General features: G+C 33.5%; 26 protein-coding genes. 18 read left to right on the forward strand and 8 right to left on the reverse strand.

From position 1 onward, the window contains the following. The first annotated feature begins 240 nt into the window (after window positions 1-240). The 5 genes from AC3WRL_RS11125 (at window position 241) to AC3WRL_RS11145 (ending at window position 5,582) form a co-directional block, all read left to right on the forward strand. Window positions 241-1,566, forward strand: a complete 1,326-nt coding sequence (locus tag AC3WRL_RS11125) for a phosphatidylserine decarboxylase family protein (protein ID WP_492330305.1) — start codon at window positions 241-243, stop codon at window positions 1,564-1,566. A 239-nt stretch (window positions 1,567-1,805) separates the two neighbouring features. Further along, the gene (locus AC3WRL_RS11130) at window positions 1,806-2,471 is read left to right on the forward strand and encodes a metal-dependent hydrolase (protein WP_492330306.1); all 666 of its coding nucleotides are present in this window, start codon (window positions 1,806-1,808) and stop codon (window positions 2,469-2,471) included. Window positions 2,472-2,625: 154 nt separating this feature from the next. After that, window positions 2,626-4,050, forward strand: coding sequence for an aminotransferase-like domain-containing protein (locus AC3WRL_RS11135; protein ID WP_492330307.1), 1,425 nt, complete (start codon window positions 2,626-2,628; stop codon window positions 4,048-4,050). Between the two features lie 183 nt (window positions 4,051-4,233). Beyond that, window positions 4,234-4,983, forward strand: coding sequence for a transporter substrate-binding domain-containing protein (locus tag AC3WRL_RS11140; RefSeq protein ID WP_492330308.1), 750 nt, complete (start codon window positions 4,234-4,236; stop codon window positions 4,981-4,983). Window positions 4,984-5,048: 65 nt separating this feature from the next. Beyond that, window positions 5,049-5,582 (forward strand): GNAT family N-acetyltransferase, encoded by a 534-nt coding sequence (locus tag AC3WRL_RS11145; RefSeq protein ID WP_492330309.1) that lies wholly within the window; start codon window positions 5,049-5,051, stop codon window positions 5,580-5,582. Window positions 5,583-5,665: 83 nt separating this feature from the next. On the opposite strand, the gene AC3WRL_RS11150 is transcribed toward AC3WRL_RS11145, so the two are convergent. The 4 genes from AC3WRL_RS11150 to AC3WRL_RS11165 all read right to left on the reverse strand — a co-directional run bounded on the left by AC3WRL_RS11150 (window position 5,666) and on the right by AC3WRL_RS11165 (window position 8,594). Beyond that, entirely contained in the window at window positions 5,666-6,397 is a 732-nt protein-coding gene (locus tag AC3WRL_RS11150; protein ID WP_261512330.1) for an alpha/beta hydrolase, read from the reverse strand. A 4-nt stretch (window positions 6,398-6,401) separates the two neighbouring features. Continuing rightward, a complete protein-coding gene (locus tag AC3WRL_RS11155) occupies window positions 6,402-6,953 on the reverse strand; it encodes a TetR/AcrR family transcriptional regulator (RefSeq protein ID WP_492330310.1) in 552 nt (183 codons plus the stop codon). A 157-nt stretch (window positions 6,954-7,110) separates the two neighbouring features. Next, window positions 7,111-8,019, reverse strand: coding sequence for an alpha/beta fold hydrolase (locus tag AC3WRL_RS11160; RefSeq protein ID WP_492330311.1), 909 nt, complete (start codon window positions 8,017-8,019; stop codon window positions 7,111-7,113). Between the two features lie 5 nt (window positions 8,020-8,024). Further along, window positions 8,025-8,594, reverse strand: coding sequence for a TetR/AcrR family transcriptional regulator (locus AC3WRL_RS11165; RefSeq protein WP_492330312.1), 570 nt, complete (start codon window positions 8,592-8,594; stop codon window positions 8,025-8,027). Between the two features lie 308 nt (window positions 8,595-8,902). On the opposite strand from AC3WRL_RS11165, the gene AC3WRL_RS11170 reads away from it, so the two are divergent. Further along, window positions 8,903-9,169 carry a bacteriocin-like protein gene (locus tag AC3WRL_RS11170; protein ID WP_214824657.1) on the forward strand — a complete coding sequence of 89 codons (267 nt, stop codon included), beginning with the start codon at window positions 8,903-8,905 and terminating at the stop codon, window positions 9,167-9,169. Window positions 9,170-9,524: 355 nt separating this feature from the next. On the opposite strand, the gene AC3WRL_RS11175 is transcribed toward AC3WRL_RS11170, so the two are convergent. Then, on the reverse strand, window positions 9,525-10,217 hold the full coding sequence (locus AC3WRL_RS11175) for a DUF3667 domain-containing protein (protein ID WP_492330313.1): 693 nt from the start codon (window positions 10,215-10,217) through the stop codon (window positions 9,525-9,527). A gap of 143 nt (window positions 10,218-10,360) precedes the next feature. Here AC3WRL_RS11175 and AC3WRL_RS11180 point away from each other — a divergent pair, with 143 nt between their 5' ends. Beyond that, on the forward strand, window positions 10,361-11,122 hold the full coding sequence (locus tag AC3WRL_RS11180; RefSeq protein ID WP_492330314.1) for a response regulator transcription factor: 762 nt from the start codon (window positions 10,361-10,363) through the stop codon (window positions 11,120-11,122). A 237-nt stretch (window positions 11,123-11,359) separates the two neighbouring features. Here AC3WRL_RS11180 and AC3WRL_RS11185 read toward each other — a convergent pair whose 3' ends face one another. Beyond that, window positions 11,360-12,157: a T9SS type A sorting domain-containing protein gene (locus AC3WRL_RS11185; RefSeq protein ID WP_214824653.1), complete on the reverse strand. Its 798-nt coding sequence runs from the start codon at window positions 12,155-12,157 to the stop codon at window positions 11,360-11,362. Window positions 12,158-12,338: 181 nt separating this feature from the next. Here AC3WRL_RS11185 and AC3WRL_RS11190 point away from each other — a divergent pair, with 181 nt between their 5' ends. Further along, on the forward strand, window positions 12,339-12,830 hold the full coding sequence (locus AC3WRL_RS11190; protein ID WP_492330315.1) for a cupin domain-containing protein: 492 nt from the start codon (window positions 12,339-12,341) through the stop codon (window positions 12,828-12,830). Window positions 12,831-13,000: 170 nt separating this feature from the next. Next, entirely contained in the window at window positions 13,001-13,717 is a 717-nt protein-coding gene (locus tag AC3WRL_RS11195) for a hypothetical protein (RefSeq protein ID WP_492330316.1), read from the forward strand. A gap of 13 nt (window positions 13,718-13,730) precedes the next feature. Here AC3WRL_RS11195 and AC3WRL_RS11200 read toward each other — a convergent pair whose 3' ends face one another. Then, window positions 13,731-14,201: a DoxX family protein gene (locus AC3WRL_RS11200; protein ID WP_492330317.1), complete on the reverse strand. Its 471-nt coding sequence runs from the start codon at window positions 14,199-14,201 to the stop codon at window positions 13,731-13,733. A 203-nt stretch (window positions 14,202-14,404) separates the two neighbouring features. Between AC3WRL_RS11200 and AC3WRL_RS11205 the strand changes: the two genes are divergently transcribed. From AC3WRL_RS11205 to AC3WRL_RS11230, 6 genes are all read left to right on the forward strand, one after another. Further along, window positions 14,405-15,010: a dual specificity protein phosphatase family protein gene (locus AC3WRL_RS11205; protein ID WP_492330318.1), complete on the forward strand. Its 606-nt coding sequence runs from the start codon at window positions 14,405-14,407 to the stop codon at window positions 15,008-15,010. 231 nt (window positions 15,011-15,241) lie between these two features. Further along, the gene (locus tag AC3WRL_RS11210; RefSeq protein ID WP_214824641.1) at window positions 15,242-15,820 is read left to right on the forward strand and encodes an HD domain-containing protein; all 579 of its coding nucleotides are present in this window, start codon (window positions 15,242-15,244) and stop codon (window positions 15,818-15,820) included. 23 nt (window positions 15,821-15,843) lie between these two features. Next, entirely contained in the window at window positions 15,844-16,260 is a 417-nt protein-coding gene (locus AC3WRL_RS11215) for an EamA family transporter (RefSeq protein WP_261513170.1), read from the forward strand. A gap of 215 nt (window positions 16,261-16,475) precedes the next feature. After that, window positions 16,476-16,871, forward strand: a complete 396-nt coding sequence (locus tag AC3WRL_RS11220; protein ID WP_214824639.1) for a VOC family protein — start codon at window positions 16,476-16,478, stop codon at window positions 16,869-16,871. A gap of 204 nt (window positions 16,872-17,075) precedes the next feature. Next, window positions 17,076-17,942 carry a DMT family transporter gene (locus AC3WRL_RS11225; RefSeq protein ID WP_261512346.1) on the forward strand — a complete coding sequence of 289 codons (867 nt, stop codon included), beginning with the start codon at window positions 17,076-17,078 and terminating at the stop codon, window positions 17,940-17,942. Window positions 17,943-18,188: 246 nt separating this feature from the next. Then, a complete protein-coding gene (locus AC3WRL_RS11230; RefSeq protein ID WP_492330319.1) occupies window positions 18,189-19,004 on the forward strand; it encodes a GLPGLI family protein in 816 nt (271 codons plus the stop codon). A 47-nt stretch (window positions 19,005-19,051) separates the two neighbouring features. Here AC3WRL_RS11230 and AC3WRL_RS11235 read toward each other — a convergent pair whose 3' ends face one another. Continuing rightward, window positions 19,052-19,270, reverse strand: a complete 219-nt coding sequence (locus AC3WRL_RS11235) for a SymE family type I addiction module toxin (RefSeq protein ID WP_214824634.1) — start codon at window positions 19,268-19,270, stop codon at window positions 19,052-19,054. Between the two features lie 150 nt (window positions 19,271-19,420). Between AC3WRL_RS11235 and AC3WRL_RS11240 the strand changes: the two genes are divergently transcribed. Genes AC3WRL_RS11240 through AC3WRL_RS11250 form a run of 3 tightly spaced genes read left to right on the forward strand, consistent with a single transcriptional unit; the run spans window position 19,421 to window position 21,251 of the window. Beyond that, window positions 19,421-19,840: a helix-turn-helix domain-containing protein gene (locus AC3WRL_RS11240; RefSeq protein ID WP_492330320.1), complete on the forward strand. Its 420-nt coding sequence runs from the start codon at window positions 19,421-19,423 to the stop codon at window positions 19,838-19,840. 35 nt (window positions 19,841-19,875) lie between these two features. Then, window positions 19,876-20,373 (forward strand): TIR domain-containing protein, encoded by a 498-nt coding sequence (locus tag AC3WRL_RS11245; protein ID WP_492330321.1) that lies wholly within the window; start codon window positions 19,876-19,878, stop codon window positions 20,371-20,373. A 2-nt stretch (window positions 20,374-20,375) separates the two neighbouring features. After that, window positions 20,376-21,251 (forward strand): macro domain-containing protein, encoded by an 876-nt coding sequence (locus AC3WRL_RS11250; protein WP_492330322.1) that lies wholly within the window; start codon window positions 20,376-20,378, stop codon window positions 21,249-21,251. Window positions 21,252-21,262: the final 11 nt, after the last annotated feature.

The following is a 21,262-nucleotide window of genomic DNA, read 5'->3' on the forward strand; positions in this document are numbered from 1 at the left end:
ATATACTAAACCTTTCTATTACAGGCCATGTTCCAGCTCATTCCCACATTAAGCTTTCTTACAAAATACAGTCAGTAGTTATACGTATTTCCCTTTAAGTAGAAATACTCTTGTTTCTCTTTATTTCCCGTCGTAAATTTAGGATACTAAATCTTAATAACCATGGAGACCAGAAACCATTACAAAACGGGCCGCAATTCCGAAAAGCCAAATGAGTAGGGAGCGAAAAAACTGAATATTATGAATCATGTAAAGTACAGGGTTGGAAAATGGCTTCCTTCCGACAGGAATTTTCTAAATAGCTGGATAGAAAAGAAGGTCAATCAGGCCAAACATTCTAAACTTGCCATAAATCCGGCTATTGCTGATCTTAGAGATACCATATACAATGATCCAATTTTGTATATGAGCTTCACCAGTATGTATGATGAAATTCCGCAGGGTTACAACGAACCTGTAAAAAACTTTGACACCATGCTTCTCGTCATGAATCAGATTCTACAGGAAGCACCATGCTACAGCACGATAGAGAATACAATAGGACTGGTTGGCTTTCCCATCAATGCTATTTTAGATTGGGCAATGGGAACCAGTGGCGGATATTTAGCATTCACCAATACGGTGGTTAACGAAAAACTAAATGTGATCCTGAACGAATGGAAATTATTTCTTCAATCTGAAGCTTCAAAATATGTTCTTGCCAACGGTCCGATACATCAGCCACAACCAGATTACACCAATCCGGTTGGCTGGTTTTCACCGGAGGCTCTGGAAGCAATTGCCGCTATGGATCCGTTGAGAGGGCAGGGCAATGATCCACAGGATGCATTATCCAATTTTATATATAACTATCAATGTCAGCCCACTCAGCCTTATTTTGGTTATAAAAGCTGGGATGATTTCTTCACCCGTGAGTTTAATCCCGGTGTAAGGGAAGTAAGCAATGCGGACAAAGATCCTTCCGTTATTGTAAGTGCCTGTGAATCGGCTCCCTATAATTGTGTAACCAACGCGATGATGAGAGATAAGTTCTGGATGAAAGGACAGCCCTATTCACTAGTGGATATTATGAACAATCATCCGCTATCACAACAATTTGGAGACAACAGTACCGTATATCAGGCATTCCTTTGTGCCAAAACATACCACAGATGGAACAGTCCCGTTGATGGAAGAGTAATTGCCATTCAGAATGTGCCGGGTACGTATTATGCTGAAGCTCCTGTAGAAGGTTACGATCCTGCAGGTCCTAATGATTCTCAAGGCTATATTGCCGAATTGGCGGCGCGTGCATTGATCTTTATACAGTCAGACAATCCAAAAATTGGATTGATGTGCTTTGTAGCTATCGGTATGGCAGAAGTTTCCAGTTGTGAGATCACCGTAAGAGTAGGAGATCATATCAAAAAAGGAGATCCAACAGGGACCTTCCATTTTGGTGGATCTACCCATTGTTTAATTTTCAGACCAGGAGTGAATATCGATTTTGATTTCCATGGGCAAACACCAAGTTTAAATACCTATAATATTCCAGTAAAATCAAGGATTGGGGTAGTAAAAGGTTAATTTATTTTAAAATAAAACTAAAGAAAGAGTTATGTGATTTCAATGTAACTCTTTTTATTTTTCGTATCGTAACTTTCCTAAATAATCTTTCCAAATTTTACCGTAATGTTTTTTAATAAACGGTTGTTTAAAGTGGCGTAAAAAACTCAATTTTACTAGAATTAAGAAAAATGTTTTTTTTGATTTTTGTCAAGAGGAAAACCCCTCATTCCAAACTACTTTTGTTAATAAAATACATCATGTTTATAGGACACTTTGGACTTTCATTTGCAGCTAAAAAGGCTGCACCACAAGTTTCACTAGGAATTCTCTTTATTGCTACTCAATTTGTAGATATCCTTTGGCCCTTTCTCCTCATTTTCAACATTGAAAAGGTGGCTATTATACCTGGCTATACGAAGACAAATGCTTTTGAATTTTTATTATACCCTTATACACATAGTTTACTCATGAATATAATATGGGGTGTCATCGTAGGATTTATTTACTGGCTTGTTAAAAGAGACAGACAAGGTGCAATCGTCGTGGGTATCTGTGTGCTAAGTCACTGGTTTCTTGACTTAATTGTTCATGTTGCGGATTTGCCATTGACACCTTTTAATGATTATAAAGTGGGTTTTGGTCTTTGGAATCATGTCATGATTACGCTATTTACTGAGACTGCAATATTCTTAATTGGTACATCTGTTTATGCTGCAATTACTAAAGCCAAAAATAAAATTGGAAAGTGGGGATTATGGATATTGATTGCTTTACTTTTAATGATCAACCTAGCCAATACTTTTGGCCCGACACCCCCTGATTCAATAATGACATTATTTATATCTTCAATTATTGCATCAGTAATTATTATCTCGTTAGCCTATTGGGTAGATAAAAACCGGGAGATTAAAAACAATATTTAATTTATGAAGAGCTATACAAGTCTTTATAATTAATGAAGATTGCTTATTTTAAAATGGCTCAAATAGTATTAATTCTTTAATCCGATTTATATTGTAAAGATTCTATACCTTTAACAGATTTTATTTTTATAAATTATCCTATAACAGATAGTGCATGAAAGAACCTGTTTACATTAGTTTTGCCAATAAAATTGCGCAAATGATAGAAGATAAAACCTATAAGCCAGGAGATAAATTGCCTTCATTAAGGAATTTACATCAAAAGAAAGGCTTAAGTATTGGTACAATACTACAGTCATTCAATTATCTAATGGATAAAGGATTAATAACTTCCAGAGAAAAATCGGGATATTTTGTCAATGACAACATGCATAAAAAGTTACCCCTTCCTAACGTATTGCCTGTTTCATTGGAACAAAACACTGTTAAGATCGATCAACTCTTACAAAAACTGCCTTTTAAAAATGACAGTAAAAATTTTGTATCTTTTGCTAAAGCCCTTCCAGATAATAGATTATTACCTTTCAATAGTATCAAAAGGGCAATACAGCAAACTTCAAGAGATATCAGTGGAAGCTACCTGACATTAGAAGGTAGAAAAGGCAATCAGAAGTTACGGGATGAAATAGCCAAAAGATCTTTGATCTGGAAAGGAGTAATTCATACTGATGAGTTAATTGTCACTAATGGGGCGACGGAAGCTATTTTTTGCTGTCTTAAAGCAATAACACAACCGGGAGATACTGTTTTAGTCCAGGATCCTTGTTTTCATGGTATTATGCAGGTATTGGAATGTTTAAACCTCAAAGTATCTACAGTACCTTCACATCCTGAAGAGGGGATATCTATTGAAAATGTGAAAGAAATCTGCGGAAAAATGCAGGTTAAGGCATGTATTTTTGTCAGTAACTTTAACAATCCTGATGGAGCCAGCATCAATACTGAAACAAAAAAAGAACTTGCTGAATGGGCTAATTCTTCCCAAATACCAATAATAGAAGATGATATTTATGGTGAACTATTTTTTAAAGGAAGCAGGCCAGATACCATCAAGACCTATGATACCCATGGATGGGTATTGTATTGTAATTCATTTACAAAAACATTAATTCCAGGCTTTCGGGTTGGATGGTGTGCTGCTGGAAGATTTACCGATCAGGTAGCCAGAATTAAATACATCAATAACCATTCAACTTCCAGTTTCGATCAAAGAGTAATTTTACAATTATTACAGTCCGGGCTTTTTGAACGTCATCTTCAAAAATTCAGACTTGAGTTGCATAAAAATCTGAACCGAACCATTGATCTTATTCAACAATATTTTCCTGAAAACACCAAAATAACCAGACCTAACGGCGGCGTTATGATTTGGATCGAGCTCCCTGATCATATCAATACGACCTATTTTTTAGATACGGCATTTAATAACGATGTATCTTATGTTCCCGGAGAGGTATTTTCATCAAAAGGAGAATACCGAAACTATATTCGTGTCAGCTATTGCAGTTTATGGGAGAATAAAGTAGAAAAAGCCCTGATTAAGTTAGGGAATCTATTTTCTGCTATCCCTGAGGTTTAGTTAGTTTGGTTTTATTTATAAATCTGTTACACTTAAATTTCCAATATCTGTATCTGTTATAAGTTTATTTATAGTTATAGCTTTGTATTACAAATTAATACTACACTATTAGCATTGATAATCATTACAAAATCATCTTTATAAATAGGGTAGATAGGTATGAATCATATAACAGCAAGTAAAATGGAAACAAAAATTTCAACGCCTGATAGATGGAATAAAATCAGAGTCGCCTATATTGAAGAACCTCCTTTCTATTGGACTGAAGAGCATCTTGTAAAAGGTGCAGACATCGAGTTGGCCGAAGTTGTACTTCGAGCGATAGGTGTTTCTTCCATCGAATATCATCTCACTACGTTCGAAGAACTTTTACCTGGTGTAAAGGCAGGTCGATGGGATATGAACGTACCCATTTTCGCTACAGCTGAACGTGCTGAGAAAGTAGCTTTCAGCCTTCCGGTTTGGTCGCTTGGCGATGGATTCGTTGTACATAATGGCAATCCAAAAACATTAACCAGCTATGAAGCTGTGGTAAGGAACAATGATGCTCTGCTAGGAGTAATTCCAGGACAAATACAATATGATGCTGCAAAATTTGCTGGTATACCTGATAAGCAGATTGTCATGTTTAACAGTCAGCCAGATGCAATCGCAGCTTTATTAGCAGGGAAGATCGACGCATTTGCGGCTACAGCAATTGGTAATCGTGCTATTGCCGATGCACATCGAGAGCTGGAAGCAGTCCCACATCAGATAACTAAAGATAGCGGCGCATCAGTCGGTGCTTTCTCTTTCAGTAAAAATAACCAAGACCTTTTACAAGCTGTAAACTCGCAGCTCCGCAAATATATAGGATCAACTGACCATCGTTTGCGGGTAGCAAAATACGGAATCACACAAACCGAGATCGACAGTGTGGTAGGTGATAAATAAAGCAAGATTCAGATTTTTCAGCCTTCAAATGAGCCTGATATTTGTGACGTATAAAATACAATACTATGGAAATTAAAAACTGCGTAATGAGTGATGTCAATGAGATAATGTCGCTTTATGAAGCTGCACGGAATTTACAGGCCCAAAGACAAATGGTCATATGGCCTTTTTTCGAAAAAACTTTTATTGAAAAAGAAATAGAAGAGAAACGACAATGGAAAATAGTTGATGATCACAGCAACATCGCGTGCATCTGGGTTATCGCGTTTGAGGATCCGGAAATTTGGGGTGAAAGGGATAAAAATGATTCAATTTATGTTCATCGCATTTCTACTCATCCATCATTTCGGGGACACCGATATATTGATGATATTGTAGAGTGGTCAAAAGAATACGCAAAACAATCAGGAAAACAATTTATACGTCTTGATACATTAGGAAACAATACCAAGCTTATTCAACACTATACCTCAGCGGGGTTTAATTTCTTAGGAATAGAAATACTGACAGACACTGCAAATCTTCCGTTACATTATCAAAGGGAACCCAATTGCTGTCTATTTGAAATTGACTTAAAAGACAAGAGCATTAATACATAAACTTCTTTCTAATAAAAATCTCTCATATTCCAAGGAAATAATATGAGAGATTTTCATATTGAAATAGAATATCTATTTTCTCCTTATAAATTAGAAATAAACCTATTGAAGCTTTCCTTATACTCACTTCTGCTTTTTAGATCACCATGTCCTCCTTTAGAAATTACAGTCATTTCTTTTTCCTGAGTTTGAAGATTAGCAAATATTCGCTCTGAATGGTCAGGAGGTAAAACATCATCCTGCTCACCATGAATCAGTAAAGTAGGAATAGTAATTTCATCAGCTCTAGCTGCAGTATTGAGTTGATAGGCAGGTGCCTGATTTCCAAAAATATCAATTTCCGCAATAGAAGAGTAGGGACTTTCAAGAATGAGAGCCTTAGCATCTTTTTTAGTTGCCAGATAGGCGGCCATTGAGGTTCCCATAGAATAGCCGTAAAGGATTATATCTTCGGGACGATATCCTAATTGTAGTGCATAATCATAGATCTGTTCGGCATCATTATACATATTTTGTTCCCCGTCAATCATTCCTGTTGATTTTCCAAAACCACGATAGTCAGTAACCAAAACATTGTATCCCCAATCTAATATCATAGAATGGTTATCAAGAAAATTCTGCATGTTTTTCGCATTTCCCTGAAAATAGAGCAAGAGTAACGGACTTTTTGTCGTCTTATGATAAAGACCATTTAAGTTAACTTCTGAGGCAACATTAATAAAAATCTCTTCAACATTTTCAGGCAATTCAAATTTGTAATCCTGAGGCAAAAGAATGGGTTCAAAAATAAGTTCGGTTTGTTTTTTAATATCCATTTAGCTATTTATTATTTGGTATTTGATTTTGTGCTAAGATCTGTGTCGCATTTTTTCGAGCCAGTTCAATGGGCCATTTGTTCTTAAAGATCTTGCTTTCAACAGTTGCAGCCTCATAGAGTAGGTAAATGGTGTCGGATATTTCAAGTGCCTGAGCTGAATTGGTAAATATCTTCGTTGTGAGTTGATATAAAAATTCCCGGAATTTTTGTTTATGAGCCACTGCCATTGTCGTAATTTGATCATCCTGATCAGTAACTTCCGTTAAAATATTAATTAAACGGCACCCGTTAAAATGATTGATCTGAGCATACTTTTCTGAAAATGAAAAAATAGCAAGAAGCTTTTGAGTAGGATCAGAATAAGCCTCTAGTTCTTCTTCAATCCCTTTGAACCATTCTTCGCTGGATTGTTTTACATAAGCATGACCGAGCTCTCTTTTTGAAGGGAAATGATTGTATAAACTTCCTTTAGCGACATTCGCCTCTGCAATGATCTGATTAATCCCCGTCGACTGATAACCCTGAAAATAGAAGAGCTTATCAGCTGTTTCCATAATGCGATTCTTTGTATCCATGAAACAAAGGTAATATTTTAATTTAAAAATTAGACAGATCTGTCTAATTTTTATTTAAAATACTGATTATCAAATAATAAATTTAATAACTTGTAAAAAGTTGAACTTTTTGTCCGATAGAATAATAAATAAAAGGTTATTTACCCATAAAGCTTAAGATTAATTGTGTGACCTCTTCAGGCTGCTCTTCCATCAAAAAATGCCCGGTTCTTTTAATTTCCTTCATTTCTAAATTATTGATGTATTGTGATAAAGAGAACTTAAGCATTTCAAAACTGTCACTACTCACAATACCAATTGTTGGCGCCTGAATAGCCGCCATTGTTTCTATATCCTGAATATCCTGGGTAAATGCTTGATACCAGGCATTTGAAGCTTTTATAGAATCCGTATCAGCATAAGCATTTGCATATACTTTACGGTCAAAATCACTAATTGAAGCCTTGTTTTGCAAAAGATGATCAAAGATCCAATCCTGGATCATATGAAAGCGCCCTTCCACCAGTTTTTCGGGCAGATCCTTAACCTGATTGAAAGCTACCCACCAAGGAAATATCGGCGCCCCCACCGGCAACATAGGAAGTTTATACATATTTTCATCAGGATGAGGGGTATCTAAAACAATAAGTTTCTCGGTATTTTCTGGAAAATGCCCAGCAAAACTAATGGCAACACCCGCCCCAATATCATGCCCGGCAATACTTATCTTTTCATATCCAATCTTTTTAGTCAATGCCAATATATCAGCAGCCATATTTTTCTTTGTATATCCATCTTCAGGCTTATCGGAACTTCCCATTCCTCTGATATCTACAACAATCACATGGTGTTTCTCTGCCAATGCCGGCATTATTTTATGGAAGCTCCACCAGGTCTGCGGCCAACCTGCAATGAGTACAAGAGGTGAACCTTTTCCACCAGTAACATAATGTAATTTAATACCATCCTCCAAGTGTTCGATATGGCTGGTAAATCCGATTATCAATTTTACAAGTTCGTTATCCTGATAATTTTCCAAATGTTGATTTGCCAATTTTGAGTCCATATTGCTTAATTATTTATTGATTGTTTCAATCCTATACTGCCTTTAAAAGAAGACCAGGCAAACTTTTTCAGATCATTACCCGCTATCTCTTCATTACGCAATGCAGCGATGGCAATATCAATGATACCTCCAAAAAGATTGTAGATCCATGCAACTGTAAATTTATTATCAACCATCCTGTCTTCCTGAAGCTTTTCTACAATTCTAAACCATTTTGCTTTAACATCGTCGTATAACCCTTCTTCATTACTTACTACTTCAGAATAGCCACTGCGGTCAAAACGTTTTTTTACAAATGAGTATTCATTACCAATACTAAGAGCTGCATAGAACATATTTTCCATTTGAACAATCGGTTCATTACTGCTCTGGTAAGCAGCTATCATTGTTGCATTACATGTTGTCATCATTTTTTGCTTACACTGTTCGATAAGAAGATTTTTATCTTTAAAATACCTGTGAATTGTTCGTCGGTTTATTCCAATATGATTAGCGATATCATCAATTGTAGCAGCATCATTACCATTTAATACATGTACTGCTGCTTCTATAATTTTGTCTTCTGTACTTTTCATAACACAAATATATGACAAATGACACACTTATGTGACATTTATTAGGTTTTTTTACAAATTCTTAAAATTGAAAAAACTTTCTTTAAGGGAGAATAAGGAACACTACATTTCACAAAAATGAGCCTGGATATTTGTCTAAAGGCATTTTATAAAGGAAAAATCACAAAAGTGATATCCTCATCAAATACCACTTATATTAATGAAATATTAAGTTATAAGAATATTTAATTATTTTTTCCAAAAAAATAGAAGGGTATTGTAATTTTTCATATCTTAGTGATGTATTAACCACATAAAAATTTTATATCATGAAAAATTTTAAAAAATTAAACAGAGACGAGTTGAAATCTATTTCAGGAGAAGGATTACTTGATCCAATCGGAGGTCTAATTGGAGGAGTTGTTGGAGCTGTTGCTGGAACTGTTGGAGGTATCGTTGGCGGTGTTGCTAGCGGTGTTGGAGGTATCGTTGGTAACGTAGTAGGTAACTTAGGAAATGGATTATGCCAAGTACAGTGTGAAATCAATAATGTAATCCACATCAGATTACTTAATTGTGGAGCTACTACTTGCTAAAAAAACAAGTATTAAAAGTATACCGCTCTTTTTAGAGCGGTTTTTTTTGTAGAAAATCAGCAATAAAAAAATAGAACCCCTATAGTACATGATATTGGGGGCTCTTGTAAGCAATCATTGTGCAACATACAATCTGCAGTTAATGGAGTAGCTCAAATTACTTTTATTTGAATCTACTTGTTAATATAATCAAGTATTTATTAGTTAGTTATTCCGCTCTTTTCAGAGCGGTTTTTTTATGGATTTGCATTCCGTCGCTGAACAATAATATTATTCAGGAAAAAAGTGCTAAAGAGGATCAGGCATCCATATTTTAAAATACTGCATCTTATCGTAAAAAAGCTCTTTCCAAATTTTAGTGCTTTAAAGTCAGGTTCATTAAAATTCCTAAAATAATGACTACAATACCAAATGTGGTCATTCCCAATATATAAGAAACAAGGGCCTTTACATAACTCATAGCCTTTGTTTTATCGAAAAATTGACCAACGGCCCACGAAAAATAGATAAAGACAATAGCTGCGGCAGCCTTCATTAATGGAAAATTAGTTAATCCTTCAAAAAGTGCAGAAACAGAAAATATCAACATTTCCATTCCAAGTATAAAACATAATAGGATTAATATTTCAAAAAAATTATAATCATATTTTCTAAAAAATACTTTCAACCAAAAAGCAATAAAGACTCCCATTATAATATTTGCATATCCATAATGGCTTTGAATCCAATCGTTAATCACATTGACTTCTATTCCTTTTGTTGCATCATCATACTTAATATACGCTTCTTCAATATGGAAAAAATGACTGATCAAAGTATAAATCAGCGATGCTACAATAATGAAGATCACGGGTTTTACAAGTCTGCTTCTATTTTCATTAATAAAATTCTTTATATTTTGTCCGGGTCTTACTAATAATTCCCGTATGGTATATAAAATACCTCTTTCAAAATGTAAAACATGTTCGATTTCATGCAAGATATACCGGCCATCAATTCTTTTTGGTTTTACAGTTTGTTTGCAGTTTGAACAGAATTCTTCACTCATAATTCGAATGGTGTTTATTAAACGGTACTATCTTTTGTAAATGATTTTTTATCATATGGCCGGAACTAAATCCTACCGCAAAAAACGATAAATCATTTTAAACCAACTTTACACCTTTGTTTAGTTTTTATTATTTTTATCCAATGGAAAATGAAAAAAATTCATTGCTTAATCGAAATAGGATAAAAACAATATCTGATGAAGATAAACTTCAGTTTGGCGATTATCTGGAGGTCGTAAAGTCTTTTGCGAAAATTACTTATCAAAGTGTTTATGTAATCGATTATAAGGAAATGAAGTTTGAATATGTTTCAAACAATCCTTTGTTTTTATGCGGCTATTCTTCGGAAGAAGTATTTGAGATGGGTTATGAATTTTATTTCAACAATGTACCTAAAGAAGATCTTGAGCTACTGAGCATGATCAATACACTTGGATTTGATTTTTATGATAAGCTGCCTAAAGATGCTGACAGAAAATTATACAGCATTTCTTATGATTTTCATTTAAAAGGTAAGTATGATAAGCCTGTTCTTATCAACCACAAATTAACCCCTCTTTTCCTCAGCGGAAATGGTTCTTTATGGAAATCATTATGTATAGTATCTATTTCTCATAATCAAAAGGCTGGAAATATCACCATCAATAAGCAGGGTTCAGATCAGTTATGGAAATTGGACCTATCCAAAAAAATTTGGATCGCAGAAAACAAACCAACACTCAAAGAAAAAGAACTGAAGATACTTCGGTTATATGCTCAGGGATTAACGATCAATCAGATTGCAGAAAGAATATTTGTTTCACCGGATACCGTCAAATATTACAGGAGAAAAATTTTTGACACTTTTGGAGTTAAAAACTTTACAGAAGCACTTGCTTTTGCTACCAATCATAAGATTATTTAAATGAAAAACAAAGCAGGAAAGCTCTACTTTGGTTTCATCGTTTTATGATCTTAGAAATCCTGTTTTGTACTGAGTATCATCTATTCTGAAGGCACAGATTTTCATTTGATCTTATTTTTAATAGTCTTAGTCATGATCAATCATCTAATAGGATAAGGAAACTGAATAAAGGCATCAAAAAACTCCCACAAAAATTGCGGGAGTTTGGAATATGGAATAGGATATCAGTTATGATTATTATTTTTTCATCAGTTTTAAAGTTCCACTTGTTCCGGCGTTTGATTTCCATTGAACAATATAAGTTCCTCCCAATTGATTTTGGATATCGATCGGCAGTTTGTTTAATCCAGCTTCTATATCGGTAGTATATGCTCTTATTATTTTACCATTCATATCAGCTACATTAATTGAAATGGTTTCTTTATCAGCAGCGGTATAGTAAAGCTCAGAGAATCCCATACTTGGGTTGGGTACCAGAGATACATTGTTTTGAGGATTTGCAGTTTTTGAAACAGGAGGACGAACACATATATAACATAAGAATTTAGTAACCCTCATTGTATATTGATTCGGAGCTGTACAATAAAGATCAACTCCATATCCATATTGACCCGGGTATGGGTCGTATACGATCATATTGGGATCTGAAATTGTTGTATGACTTCCTACAGCAGTTGAAAGTGGATAATAAGCACTAAATAATGATGGATACACCGGATCATTAGAAGTTACTTTAACATAAGTTACTGGAGGGGGGAAACCAGGAAGAGAAATAGAAATAGGAAAAGTGTAAATTCCAGGAAGAGCGCCTGGGCCAAATGCTTTAATTTGAGAATTAGACCCTTTTTTTATCTCAAGGTTAATAGTAGTGGGTGCATAACCCGGCGTAGTTGGAGCAAAATCATCTTGTCTGGTAACCGTAATGTTATAGGTTGGCGCAGGAGCAGTAGTACCTGGATCAGTAATTATTTTTTGGGCAGTTAATTGGTTTTGGCACACCAATACAAAAGACAGTAAGAGGATAAATTTTTTCATTTTACTTAATTTTTAAATTGTTAGTTCTTAATAATAGATCTGTTTTTGTTGATCTTTATTGTAAAATTGAAGGTTACTAACCACTTAACAAAAGGGCAACTAGTAAATGTGAGAGATTATCTAATATCTGTTTATATTTGTTTGGTAAACGTAATTTAAGAGTTCAATAAAAGAAAGTGATATGGATTCAAATATCAGTATTATCAACAAAAACGAAGGGAAACTATTAGCTGTTGCGGGTGGCAATTATAGAATTATAATCTCTGGCGAACAAACTGGTGGCAATTACGCTGTTATAGAAATGGTTGTGCCTCCGGGAGGAGGTCCGCCGCCACATTCACATCCAAATACCCAAGAAATGTTTCATGTCCTGGAAGGGGAAGTAGAGTTTAAAACTGAAGCAGGAAAGCAAATTGTAAGTAAAGACGGTTTTGTTAATATTCCTTTTGGTGGTTCTATACATTGTTTTAAAAATACTTCTGAAAAATATGCCCGGTTACTCTGTACTGTTGTCCCGGCAGGATTGGAGAATTTATTTGGAGAGATAGGTACTTCCGTATTACCAGGTCAGATTTTACCCGTTCCGGAATTAACTGAAGAGCGAAAAGAATTCTTAAAAGAGATAGATCAAAAATATGGTCAGAAAACATATCCTTTTGATTTTCTGGGATAGCTCTATTTCTTTTAAATAATTCGAAAATAAAAGAGAAGGATGATGATTCTTAAATAAAAAAACCAAAAAGAAATTTCCAATGAATTATTTTTAAGTAAAAAATATTATTTCAAGAGGTATTGATAGTAGTTTCCAACGTAACTTTGCAAGATTAATTATCAATAATAAAAATGAAGCGTTCTTCCATTGTATCCCGTGTTATTTTAGCCATAATATTCACTTGTTCAATACTTACTTTTTCTCAAACACATGATACAAAAGATCATCCCGGAATTCATGGTATGGTTTTACTCGGGAGCGATACTCAATATGCTTCCCATCTTCCTCTTTTTCATTCACCTCATGATTATCAGGTTATTCTAAAAATAAAAATAGATGAGACATCTACCTTAAACTATCAAAAAGATAGAGTAGTACATCCGGAAAATAATATGTATACACTGGAACCTGAAAAATTTGTGCTTCCAGGCATCCTCAATGATATCACCACTTTTAAAGCTAACATTTACAGAGGTCATTTTGAGCGCGGCGGAGAACTTATCATAAAGGATGCGCAAGTAGAAATAACCAAAGTATTGTATTTTCATAAGCTAAACAAAGATAAAAGTGAAGGAAACCCATGTGATTATATTTTATTTGGAGATCAAAAAGAACAATTTCTAGCCCATCAGATTTTAAATCGTCCGGATTTTGATGAACTTTCAAAAATTGATATAAAAAATAAGAACGTTGCGGCTACATTACAAAATGGTGAAATAGCAATTGTTTCCAGTAAAGCAAAAAAAACTCAATCTTTAAAAGAGAAATGCAGTGGTACTAAAGAGTATAAAAATATCAGCTTTAATAATCCTGAAATAATATATCTGGAATTTGATGAGTTACAATAATTGGAGTACAACTTTATCTTAATATAATCTTAGAAGAGATCAACCAATAATCCACAGATAAAGTACCACTTCCTTTAAGGATAATAATCAGTAAAATTGCCAGCAGTAATACGAAATATTCTATACCCTCGCCCTTTTTGTTTTTGAGCCAGTTCAAGGTCCATCCCTCAGGCAGATGTACAAACAAGGCTCCTAAAAAAATAACAAAATTGCCTAAAGCAGCAACTCTCCCAAGACAGCCTAGTATCAAAGCAATACTTCCCAAAGATTGCCCTATAATAACCATCCAGGTAATAAAGCCCGGAATTTTTTTAGCTCTCATCTTTAAAAAAGTCTCTTTAATTCCTACACCGCCGCCCATATCGTCAAACCAACCCAATAGCTTTTGCATTCCATAAGGAAAAATAATAATCCCGGCAGCAAGTCTAAGAATAAGATATACATAATCATTCTCCGTTTGAAGTATATCAGATAATATTTCCATTTGTGGTAGTTTATGCTAATTTACATTAAAATCGATCTTTATTTTTCTTTCCAGAACATTATCAATGGAGAGTTTTTTGATAATGCAAAAAAAGGGTAGTGGCGCCCTTTTTTTGCTTTTCTAAATGTTCCACCTTTTTATGATGAGAAAATGAGTATTTTTAAAATAAATTATAGCTTTACAATATTCAAAATTTAATCCTAATGAATTTAAATTTTAAAACCACAATAAAAAGAATAATAATTCCATTAGTAATAATAGGATTCTTATTTTTAATTTGTTCTCTTTATCAGAAAAAAGTACGGTATAATTTAGTAACGATTTCAGAAAATAAAGTCTATAACTCAGGGGTTATACCCCCCAATAAATTACCTGGTGTTCTAAAGGATCATCACATAAAAACCATTATCGACTTACGGGATGGTGTAGAACAAACAGAACTAAATCCTGAAACAAAAAAGCAGGTGAATGCAGAAGAAAATGCCGTAGACAAAATTTCAGGTGTTCATTATTTTAATCTGCCTACAGATCAAATTCCTCAGGATAGTACTGTAAAAAAGTTTCTAACAATTATGGATGATCCCAAAAATTATCCGGTTTTAATTCATTGCCATCATGGGGTAGGACGTTCACGGTTGTTTAGTTCACTTTATAGAATTGAATACGAAAACTTCACCAACGAAGATGCCAGAGCAAATGCGCGTTTTGTTTGGGAATTTAGTAATAATTTCTCAAAAAGCTCTGATAAAGGAATTTACCTTATGAATTACAAAAAAAGAAAATCAGAGGATAAGCAGGTTTATAAATAATTCAGTTTTTAATAGAATATGATTCAAAAAATCGCCCTATAACAGGGTGATTTTTGTTTTATGTTTTATTTCTGTTTTTAATAAAATATATCATTTTCCTCCAGAACTTCCTTAAAAATTCGAAATTTCTTCTAAATCGTTACCGATTATTGCATATCAACCAGGACAATATTATTACGAAACTTAAGTTGTAGGATTGGCTATAGGTATAAATTTTAATTAAAAATGATCATGGATAATTTAGTAGAAGCGGTAAGTAGCTATGTTATATTATTTCTTTCCGAAAATCTTTCAGAGAATCTTTCTTTTCACAGTATTGGCCATACCTATGATGTTGTAGGTGCAGCATGCGAAATTGGCATACAAAGTAACCTTTCTGAGGAAGAATTAATTGTTTTACAGGTTGCAGCATGGTTTCATGATTGTGGATATGCCAATGTATATACCGGTCATGAAGAAGAAAGTAAAAAAATAGCAAAGAATTTTTTAGAAAATTTCGGGTGCGGAAAAAAAATGATTGACATTGTTTTAAGCTGTATAGAATCAACAAAATATCCTGCTCAACCTTCCTCATTAATTGAAAAAGTAATGTGTGATGCCGATATGTACCATTTAACGCGACCCAATTATCCAAAGTATGAAAAAGCAATAAGGCAAGAATTTGAAAAATACCTTGGTTTAATTTATACCGATGAAGAATGGATGGCAAAGAATTTCAGTTTTCTGAGGGCACATCAATTTTACACTGATTATGGTCAAAAAATACTTTCAAAGTTCAAGGAAGTGAATGTTCAGTTAATAAATAATTAAAATTGAATTTAATATATAGATATATGTGGTTCTATTATGCTTTATTATCAGCTTTATTCGCTGCATTTACAGCCATTTTTGCAAAAATGGGAGTGTCCAATATTAACTCTAATCTTGCAACTGGTATAAGAACTGTGATCATTCTTATCATGGTTTGGAGTATTGTGTTTATAAATGGTGAGGGTAAAAATATTGGTTCATTATCAAAAGTAAATATTATATTTTTAGTTCTGTCTGGAATAGCAACAGGACTGTCTTGGATGTTTTATTTTAAAGCATTGCAAATCGGAAAAATATCACAAGTGGCAGCTGTAGATAAATTAAGCGTTGCTCTTGCCATAATTCTTTCCGTGTTGTTCTTCAAAGAAACGCTGACAATAAAGACCACAATTGGAGCTGTGTTGATAATTAGTGGAACTATTTTATTTGCATTGAAATAGGCAGGCCAGAAGCAATTATAAAAAGTAAACACAAATACAATTTAACATAATATAAATTATAGGATTTTTTAATGAGCCCGAAAGGAGAGCTTTATCGCTCACATTTTCCTTACAATTTCTCTACATCCGATTCTCAGCCATTAAAATCTTGTCCTATGGCAATCTTAGTTTTTAATAAACGGGCTACCTTTATCCTAACCAAAAAATAAAATATTATGAAGCCTAAAATGATCTGGTCAAATCTGGCCGTAGCCAATCTGGAACGAACACACAAATTTTATTCTGACTTAGGATTTAAACCTAATGGTCCACACACCTCTGATCAGCTGGTAAGTTTTTTTTTCGGTGAAAATGATTTTGTCATCCATTTTTTCCTGAAGAATATTTTGGAATCCAATCTAAAGCCTTTAGAATTCTGTGATACCCAAAAAGTACATGAGATCGTTTTTACTCTATCTGCAGAAACTATAGATCAGGTAAATGACTGGGCCAAAGAAGTTGAAAAAGCTGGCGGTACTATTGTTTCAAAACCTGAAAGCTTTGGAGATAATTATTATGGATTCGTATTTGCTGATCCGGATGGCCATACCTATAACGTATTTCATATGTAGAAATAAAAGGATATTTCCTATATTTGTTTTAATATAATTCAATATGAACCATTCAAGCTGTTTGCCTCCTCCAGGATTTTAATATTTCTAAAGTATACCTGAAGTATTGACGCTGATAATATATTATCGGTTGTTTTCTAATGCTTCAGATTCTATTAAATATTAATTAAAAATCTTTGTCTTCACAGACAGGCAAATTGTCTCATGAAAAAATCATATGTATTATTACATCTGGCCGTCATACTGGCTGGGTTTACAGGTATATTCGGAAAACTCATATCTCTGAATGAAGGTCTGCTGGTTTGGTACCGGTTACTGTTTTCTTCCATTATTTTATTCCTGATTTTAAAATCGCTGAGAATCCGTTATACGATTTCAAATCGGGAAAAAGTCAATATAGCCAAAGTTGGACTGTTGATTACTTTACACTGGTTATTTTTCTATGCCAGTATTAAGTATTCCAATATTTCAATTGGTGTGGTTTGTTATTGCCTGACAAGTTTCTTCACGGCTATATTTAAACCATTGATCGATCGGGAGAAATTCAAAGTTTCCGAATTGCTACTCAGTACTTTTACACTTTTAGGAATCAGTCTGATCTTTCATTTTGATGCATCTTATCAATTGGGAATTGGTCTAGGGGTTGTTTCATCTGCCATTGGCGCTTTATATACCATTTTCAATAAGCGCTTGGTTCATCGTTATGATACCAAAGTAATTAATTACTATCAGATGATTGGCGGAACGGTTTTTTTAGGAGCTATCCTACCGGTTTATTTATACTTTTTCCCTGTAGAAAGTGTTATTCCGAGTTTGAAAGATATTGGCTATCTGATCATTCTCGCGCTTTTCTGTACAGTTGGCTTATATGTTATATTTGCGGAGGTTTTAAAGAAGATTCCAGCATTTACAGTTAATCTAACCTTCAATTTAGAGCCTGTGTATGCTATTATCATGGCTTTTTTATTCTTTAATGAAAGCAAACAGGTTAACATGGCCTTTTATATAGGACTTCTACTGATCATTACTTCTGTTATTTTGCAGACATTAATATCGGTTAGAAAAAAATAATATCTAAAACCCTCTTGTTATTATGATAAGAGGGTTTTAATTTAAATCACAAAAAAGTGATAAATATGAATATCTTCTTACTTCACGTTTTCTGGGTTTAAACCTAAGGTTAACATAATAAAATCCTCTCAGAAATGAATGATTTATTCTCTATATTACAACTTAATTCTAAAATACATTTCGTTACAAAAGCCTTAAATTAATGAAAGCCTATCTGAAAAGTGGCTTTTTTTATCTCAATATAATATGAAAAACATACTTCTTTTTTGCTTTTTTTTACCTTCTTTATGTTTTTCTCAAGATATGAGATTCAGCTATCATTATAAATTTGTTACAGATACTTTGAAAAAAGATGTTATCTCGGAAGAAATTATGATTTTAGACTTTAATGGCAAAAGTAAACAATCCATTTTCACCGGACTAAAACACATCATATCTGACTCAACTATGACAGCAATGTCCCAGAAAGGGATTATGTTATTCCCTGATACTTCAATGAAAATCAAATATGTAGTAGAAAAAATTAACAACAGTACAGTATATTTCTATACCCCGAACCATATGCCTAACCCTGTTTTAAAGATTAAAGATGACAGGAAAATAAATTGGGTAATATCAAATGAAAAAGAAAACATACTGGGATATACCGCTCAAAAGGCAACGACTTTTTTTGCAGGAAGACAATGGACGGCTTGGTTTACTACTAGTATTCCTATTTCTGATGGCCCATATAAATTTTACGGCTTACCGGGACTGATCTTAAAAATTTATGATAAAACAGACACGCATTCATTTGAAATTATCTCTGTACAAAAACAAAAGTCTAATTACTTGGTTTTAAATGATTATACTTATAAAGAGGCAAAGCAAATTACTTTAAATCAATTTGAACAGATATCTAAAGAAAGTCCATTGGAAAGATATAGAAACAAAGCTTTTACCGGTGAAATAATTTTTCGTAACAACGAAGAAAAGCAAAAATTTTTGAAAGATTTAGATGCTCAAATACAAGAAAGTAACATACATGATAATAATCCTATTGAGCTATTAAATAAAAAATGATGGGATTTGAAAAACCTCCGCAAACAGGAGATTTTCTTATGAACTTTCTATAGTTGCTTTTTGAGAATAATCTGATTTCTCTGAACCTTCACGACTACCCTGTCACCGGGTTCAAAGCCGCATTCCAGAACCCACTTCCCTGCTATCCTGATCTCAGGAAAGAAAACCTGCCGATGGTAGGATCTTTCAAATGACTTATGGGAAACCGTAAGGTTACGGTCACGAACTTGTTTATTTTTACTATTATTCGCTTCTGGCTTTTTCATATCCGTGTTTTTATCCTGTAAAAGAAAGATTAAGACCTTAGATATTCAAGTTGGATAAAGGATAACTTATTCACTGTAATGGATAATTCAGAAGGATAATTATACCAGGAACACTTTATTCTTCAAACTTAAAATTCTATATTTGTTATTATGACAAACACAGATATGCAAACTAAAAAAATACATCAGGGCCGAAATATCAAACGTTTCCGTGAAATGTTAGGTATTAAACAGGAAGCCTTAGCTTTTGAATTAGGTGATGACTGGAATCAAAAGAAAATTTCCCTTCTCGAACAGAAAGAAACTGTAGAATCAGATATCTTAGAACATGTTGCTAAGATTCTTAAGATTCCTACTGAAGCGATTGAGAATTTTGATGAGGATTCGGCAATAAACATAATAGCCAACACAATCAACAATAATGACCATGCAACAATGACAAATCCAGCTGTATTCAATTATCAACCAAGCTTTAACCCTATTGATAAAATGGTTGAGCTTTATGAGCGTATGCTTCAGCAGCAGAAGGAAATGATTGAGAAATTGGAGAGACTTATTCAAGGTAAATAAAAACAAAATAAAAACTAATAATTAAATGTATTTATATGAATCCAACATGTTACGTTTGTTTTGATGGTGATAATGATATTCGTTATTATAGATTAATGCAAGCTTGGGATAAGAATGAAAAGTTTGACTTTACATTTTTCAATGCCCATGATATTACCCAGTCTAGAGATACAAGTACAGAAGAAACTATTAAACGTAGTTTAAGAACACGCCTAAAAGCTAGTGATGTATTAATTGTGTTAGTTGGCGAAAGTACAAAAAACCTTTACAAATTCGTTCGTTGGGAAATAGAAGTAGCTATCGAAATGGAGCTTTCAATAATTGTGGTTAATTTAGATGGTAAGAAATCTATAAATAGAGCTCTTTGTCCTCCTATTCTTAGAGATGAGCTTGCAATTCATATCCCTTTTAGTCATAAAATTATAGATTATTCTATAAAGAATTGGCCATCAAGTGCAAGAAGGCATAGAGCACAAAAAGAAACTGGGCCATATTATTATGATGATTCAGTTTATTCATCTTTAGGAATTTAAGTATGAACTATTATTTTCGATCGTTTAAAACAAAATCATATTGGGTATATGCACTTTGGTCTGTAGATTCTGTAAAAACTTTTATGGCTGTTGTTGGTGGAGTATGGCTTTTTGTAGATATTCTAAGCTCATTTAAAGTAATAGATAAAGAAAAGCTTACACTGTGGTACTTAATACCAATTATAATATTTGGTTTAATAATAGTAATCATCACTAGAAGGCCTGTAAAAAAAATATCATACAAATATCCCGGACAAGATTTAACTATTGAAGTGTGCATCGGGAACCTTTTTGATGTTTCTGGACAAAAGGTTATAAGTACTAATACAACTTTTGATACTGATATTTCCAGTGGGATTATAAATCCTAGAAGTTTACAAGGGCAGTTTACCAAAAAATTCTTCCCTTCTAATCTACCAGCTCTTGATGAAGCCTTAAATAAAGGATTGCAAGGTTTACCAAAAAGTCATATCCAAAAGGAAGCAGGAAAAACCGAGAGATATGATTTTGGAACTACTGTAAAATTAAATTTGTCAGGGCAATTTTTCTATTGGTTTGCAATGGCAGATTTAAACCATAGTAATAATGCAAAAACGACACTCAAAAATGTTCATCAAGCATTAGATGGGCTTTGGGAATTTATAGAAACTAAAGGTGAGAAGCTGCCTACCGCCATTCCTTTAATCGGAACCGGACTAGGAAGATTAACCACAAGTAGAAAAAAGTTAATTGCAATTATAGCACAATCATTTATTAATGCATCCGAAGATAACTTATTTTCGGAAAAATTAGTAATTGTAGTTCATCCATCTGATGTTGAAGCATCAGGTTTAAACCTATTTGAAGTTAAAGATCTCCTTCATCATTATTTACCATAATTACTTTATAT

This window comes from Chryseobacterium sp. FW101-FHT12H09, assembly GCF_058790395.1.

Excerpts from the sequence above, each read along its gene's own strand:
- AC3WRL_RS11125 (WP_492330305.1), top strand. The coding sequence starts at position 241 with ATGAATCATGTAAAGTACAGGGTTGGAAAATGGCTTCCTTCCGACAGG.
- AC3WRL_RS11130 (WP_492330306.1), top strand. The coding sequence starts at position 1,806 with ATGTTTATAGGACACTTTGGACTTTCATTTGCAGCTAAAAAGGCTGCA.
- AC3WRL_RS11135 (WP_492330307.1), top strand. The coding sequence starts at position 2,626 with ATGAAAGAACCTGTTTACATTAGTTTTGCCAATAAAATTGCGCAAATG.
- AC3WRL_RS11140 (WP_492330308.1), top strand. The coding sequence starts at position 4,234 with ATGGAAACAAAAATTTCAACGCCTGATAGATGGAATAAAATCAGAGTC.
- AC3WRL_RS11145 (WP_492330309.1), top strand. The coding sequence starts at position 5,049 with ATGGAAATTAAAAACTGCGTAATGAGTGATGTCAATGAGATAATGTCG.
- AC3WRL_RS11150 (WP_261512330.1), bottom strand. The coding sequence starts at position 6,397 with ATGGATATTAAAAAACAAACCGAACTTATTTTTGAACCCATTCTTTTG.
- AC3WRL_RS11155 (WP_492330310.1), bottom strand. The coding sequence starts at position 6,953 with ATGGAAACAGCTGATAAGCTCTTCTATTTTCAGGGTTATCAGTCGACG.
- AC3WRL_RS11160 (WP_492330311.1), bottom strand. The coding sequence starts at position 8,019 with ATGGACTCAAAATTGGCAAATCAACATTTGGAAAATTATCAGGATAAC.
- AC3WRL_RS11165 (WP_492330312.1), bottom strand. The coding sequence starts at position 8,594 with ATGAAAAGTACAGAAGACAAAATTATAGAAGCAGCAGTACATGTATTA.
- AC3WRL_RS11170 (WP_214824657.1), top strand. The coding sequence starts at position 8,903 with ATGAAAAATTTTAAAAAATTAAACAGAGACGAGTTGAAATCTATTTCA.
- AC3WRL_RS11175 (WP_492330313.1), bottom strand. The coding sequence starts at position 10,217 with ATGAGTGAAGAATTCTGTTCAAACTGCAAACAAACTGTAAAACCAAAA.
- AC3WRL_RS11180 (WP_492330314.1), top strand. The coding sequence starts at position 10,361 with ATGGAAAATGAAAAAAATTCATTGCTTAATCGAAATAGGATAAAAACA.
- AC3WRL_RS11185 (WP_214824653.1), bottom strand. The coding sequence starts at position 12,157 with ATGAAAAAATTTATCCTCTTACTGTCTTTTGTATTGGTGTGCCAAAAC.
- AC3WRL_RS11190 (WP_492330315.1), top strand. The coding sequence starts at position 12,339 with ATGGATTCAAATATCAGTATTATCAACAAAAACGAAGGGAAACTATTA.
- AC3WRL_RS11195 (WP_492330316.1), top strand. The coding sequence starts at position 13,001 with ATGAAGCGTTCTTCCATTGTATCCCGTGTTATTTTAGCCATAATATTC.
- AC3WRL_RS11200 (WP_492330317.1), bottom strand. The coding sequence starts at position 14,201 with ATGGAAATATTATCTGATATACTTCAAACGGAGAATGATTATGTATAT.
- AC3WRL_RS11205 (WP_492330318.1), top strand. The coding sequence starts at position 14,405 with ATGAATTTAAATTTTAAAACCACAATAAAAAGAATAATAATTCCATTA.
- AC3WRL_RS11210 (WP_214824641.1), top strand. The coding sequence starts at position 15,242 with ATGGATAATTTAGTAGAAGCGGTAAGTAGCTATGTTATATTATTTCTT.
- AC3WRL_RS11215 (WP_261513170.1), top strand. The coding sequence starts at position 15,844 with ATGTGGTTCTATTATGCTTTATTATCAGCTTTATTCGCTGCATTTACA.
- AC3WRL_RS11220 (WP_214824639.1), top strand. The coding sequence starts at position 16,476 with ATGAAGCCTAAAATGATCTGGTCAAATCTGGCCGTAGCCAATCTGGAA.
- AC3WRL_RS11225 (WP_261512346.1), top strand. The coding sequence starts at position 17,076 with ATGAAAAAATCATATGTATTATTACATCTGGCCGTCATACTGGCTGGG.
- AC3WRL_RS11230 (WP_492330319.1), top strand. The coding sequence starts at position 18,189 with ATGAAAAACATACTTCTTTTTTGCTTTTTTTTACCTTCTTTATGTTTT.
- AC3WRL_RS11235 (WP_214824634.1), bottom strand. The coding sequence starts at position 19,270 with ATGAAAAAGCCAGAAGCGAATAATAGTAAAAATAAACAAGTTCGTGAC.
- AC3WRL_RS11240 (WP_492330320.1), top strand. The coding sequence starts at position 19,421 with ATGACAAACACAGATATGCAAACTAAAAAAATACATCAGGGCCGAAAT.
- AC3WRL_RS11245 (WP_492330321.1), top strand. The coding sequence starts at position 19,876 with ATGAATCCAACATGTTACGTTTGTTTTGATGGTGATAATGATATTCGT.
- AC3WRL_RS11250 (WP_492330322.1), top strand. The coding sequence starts at position 20,376 with ATGAACTATTATTTTCGATCGTTTAAAACAAAATCATATTGGGTATAT.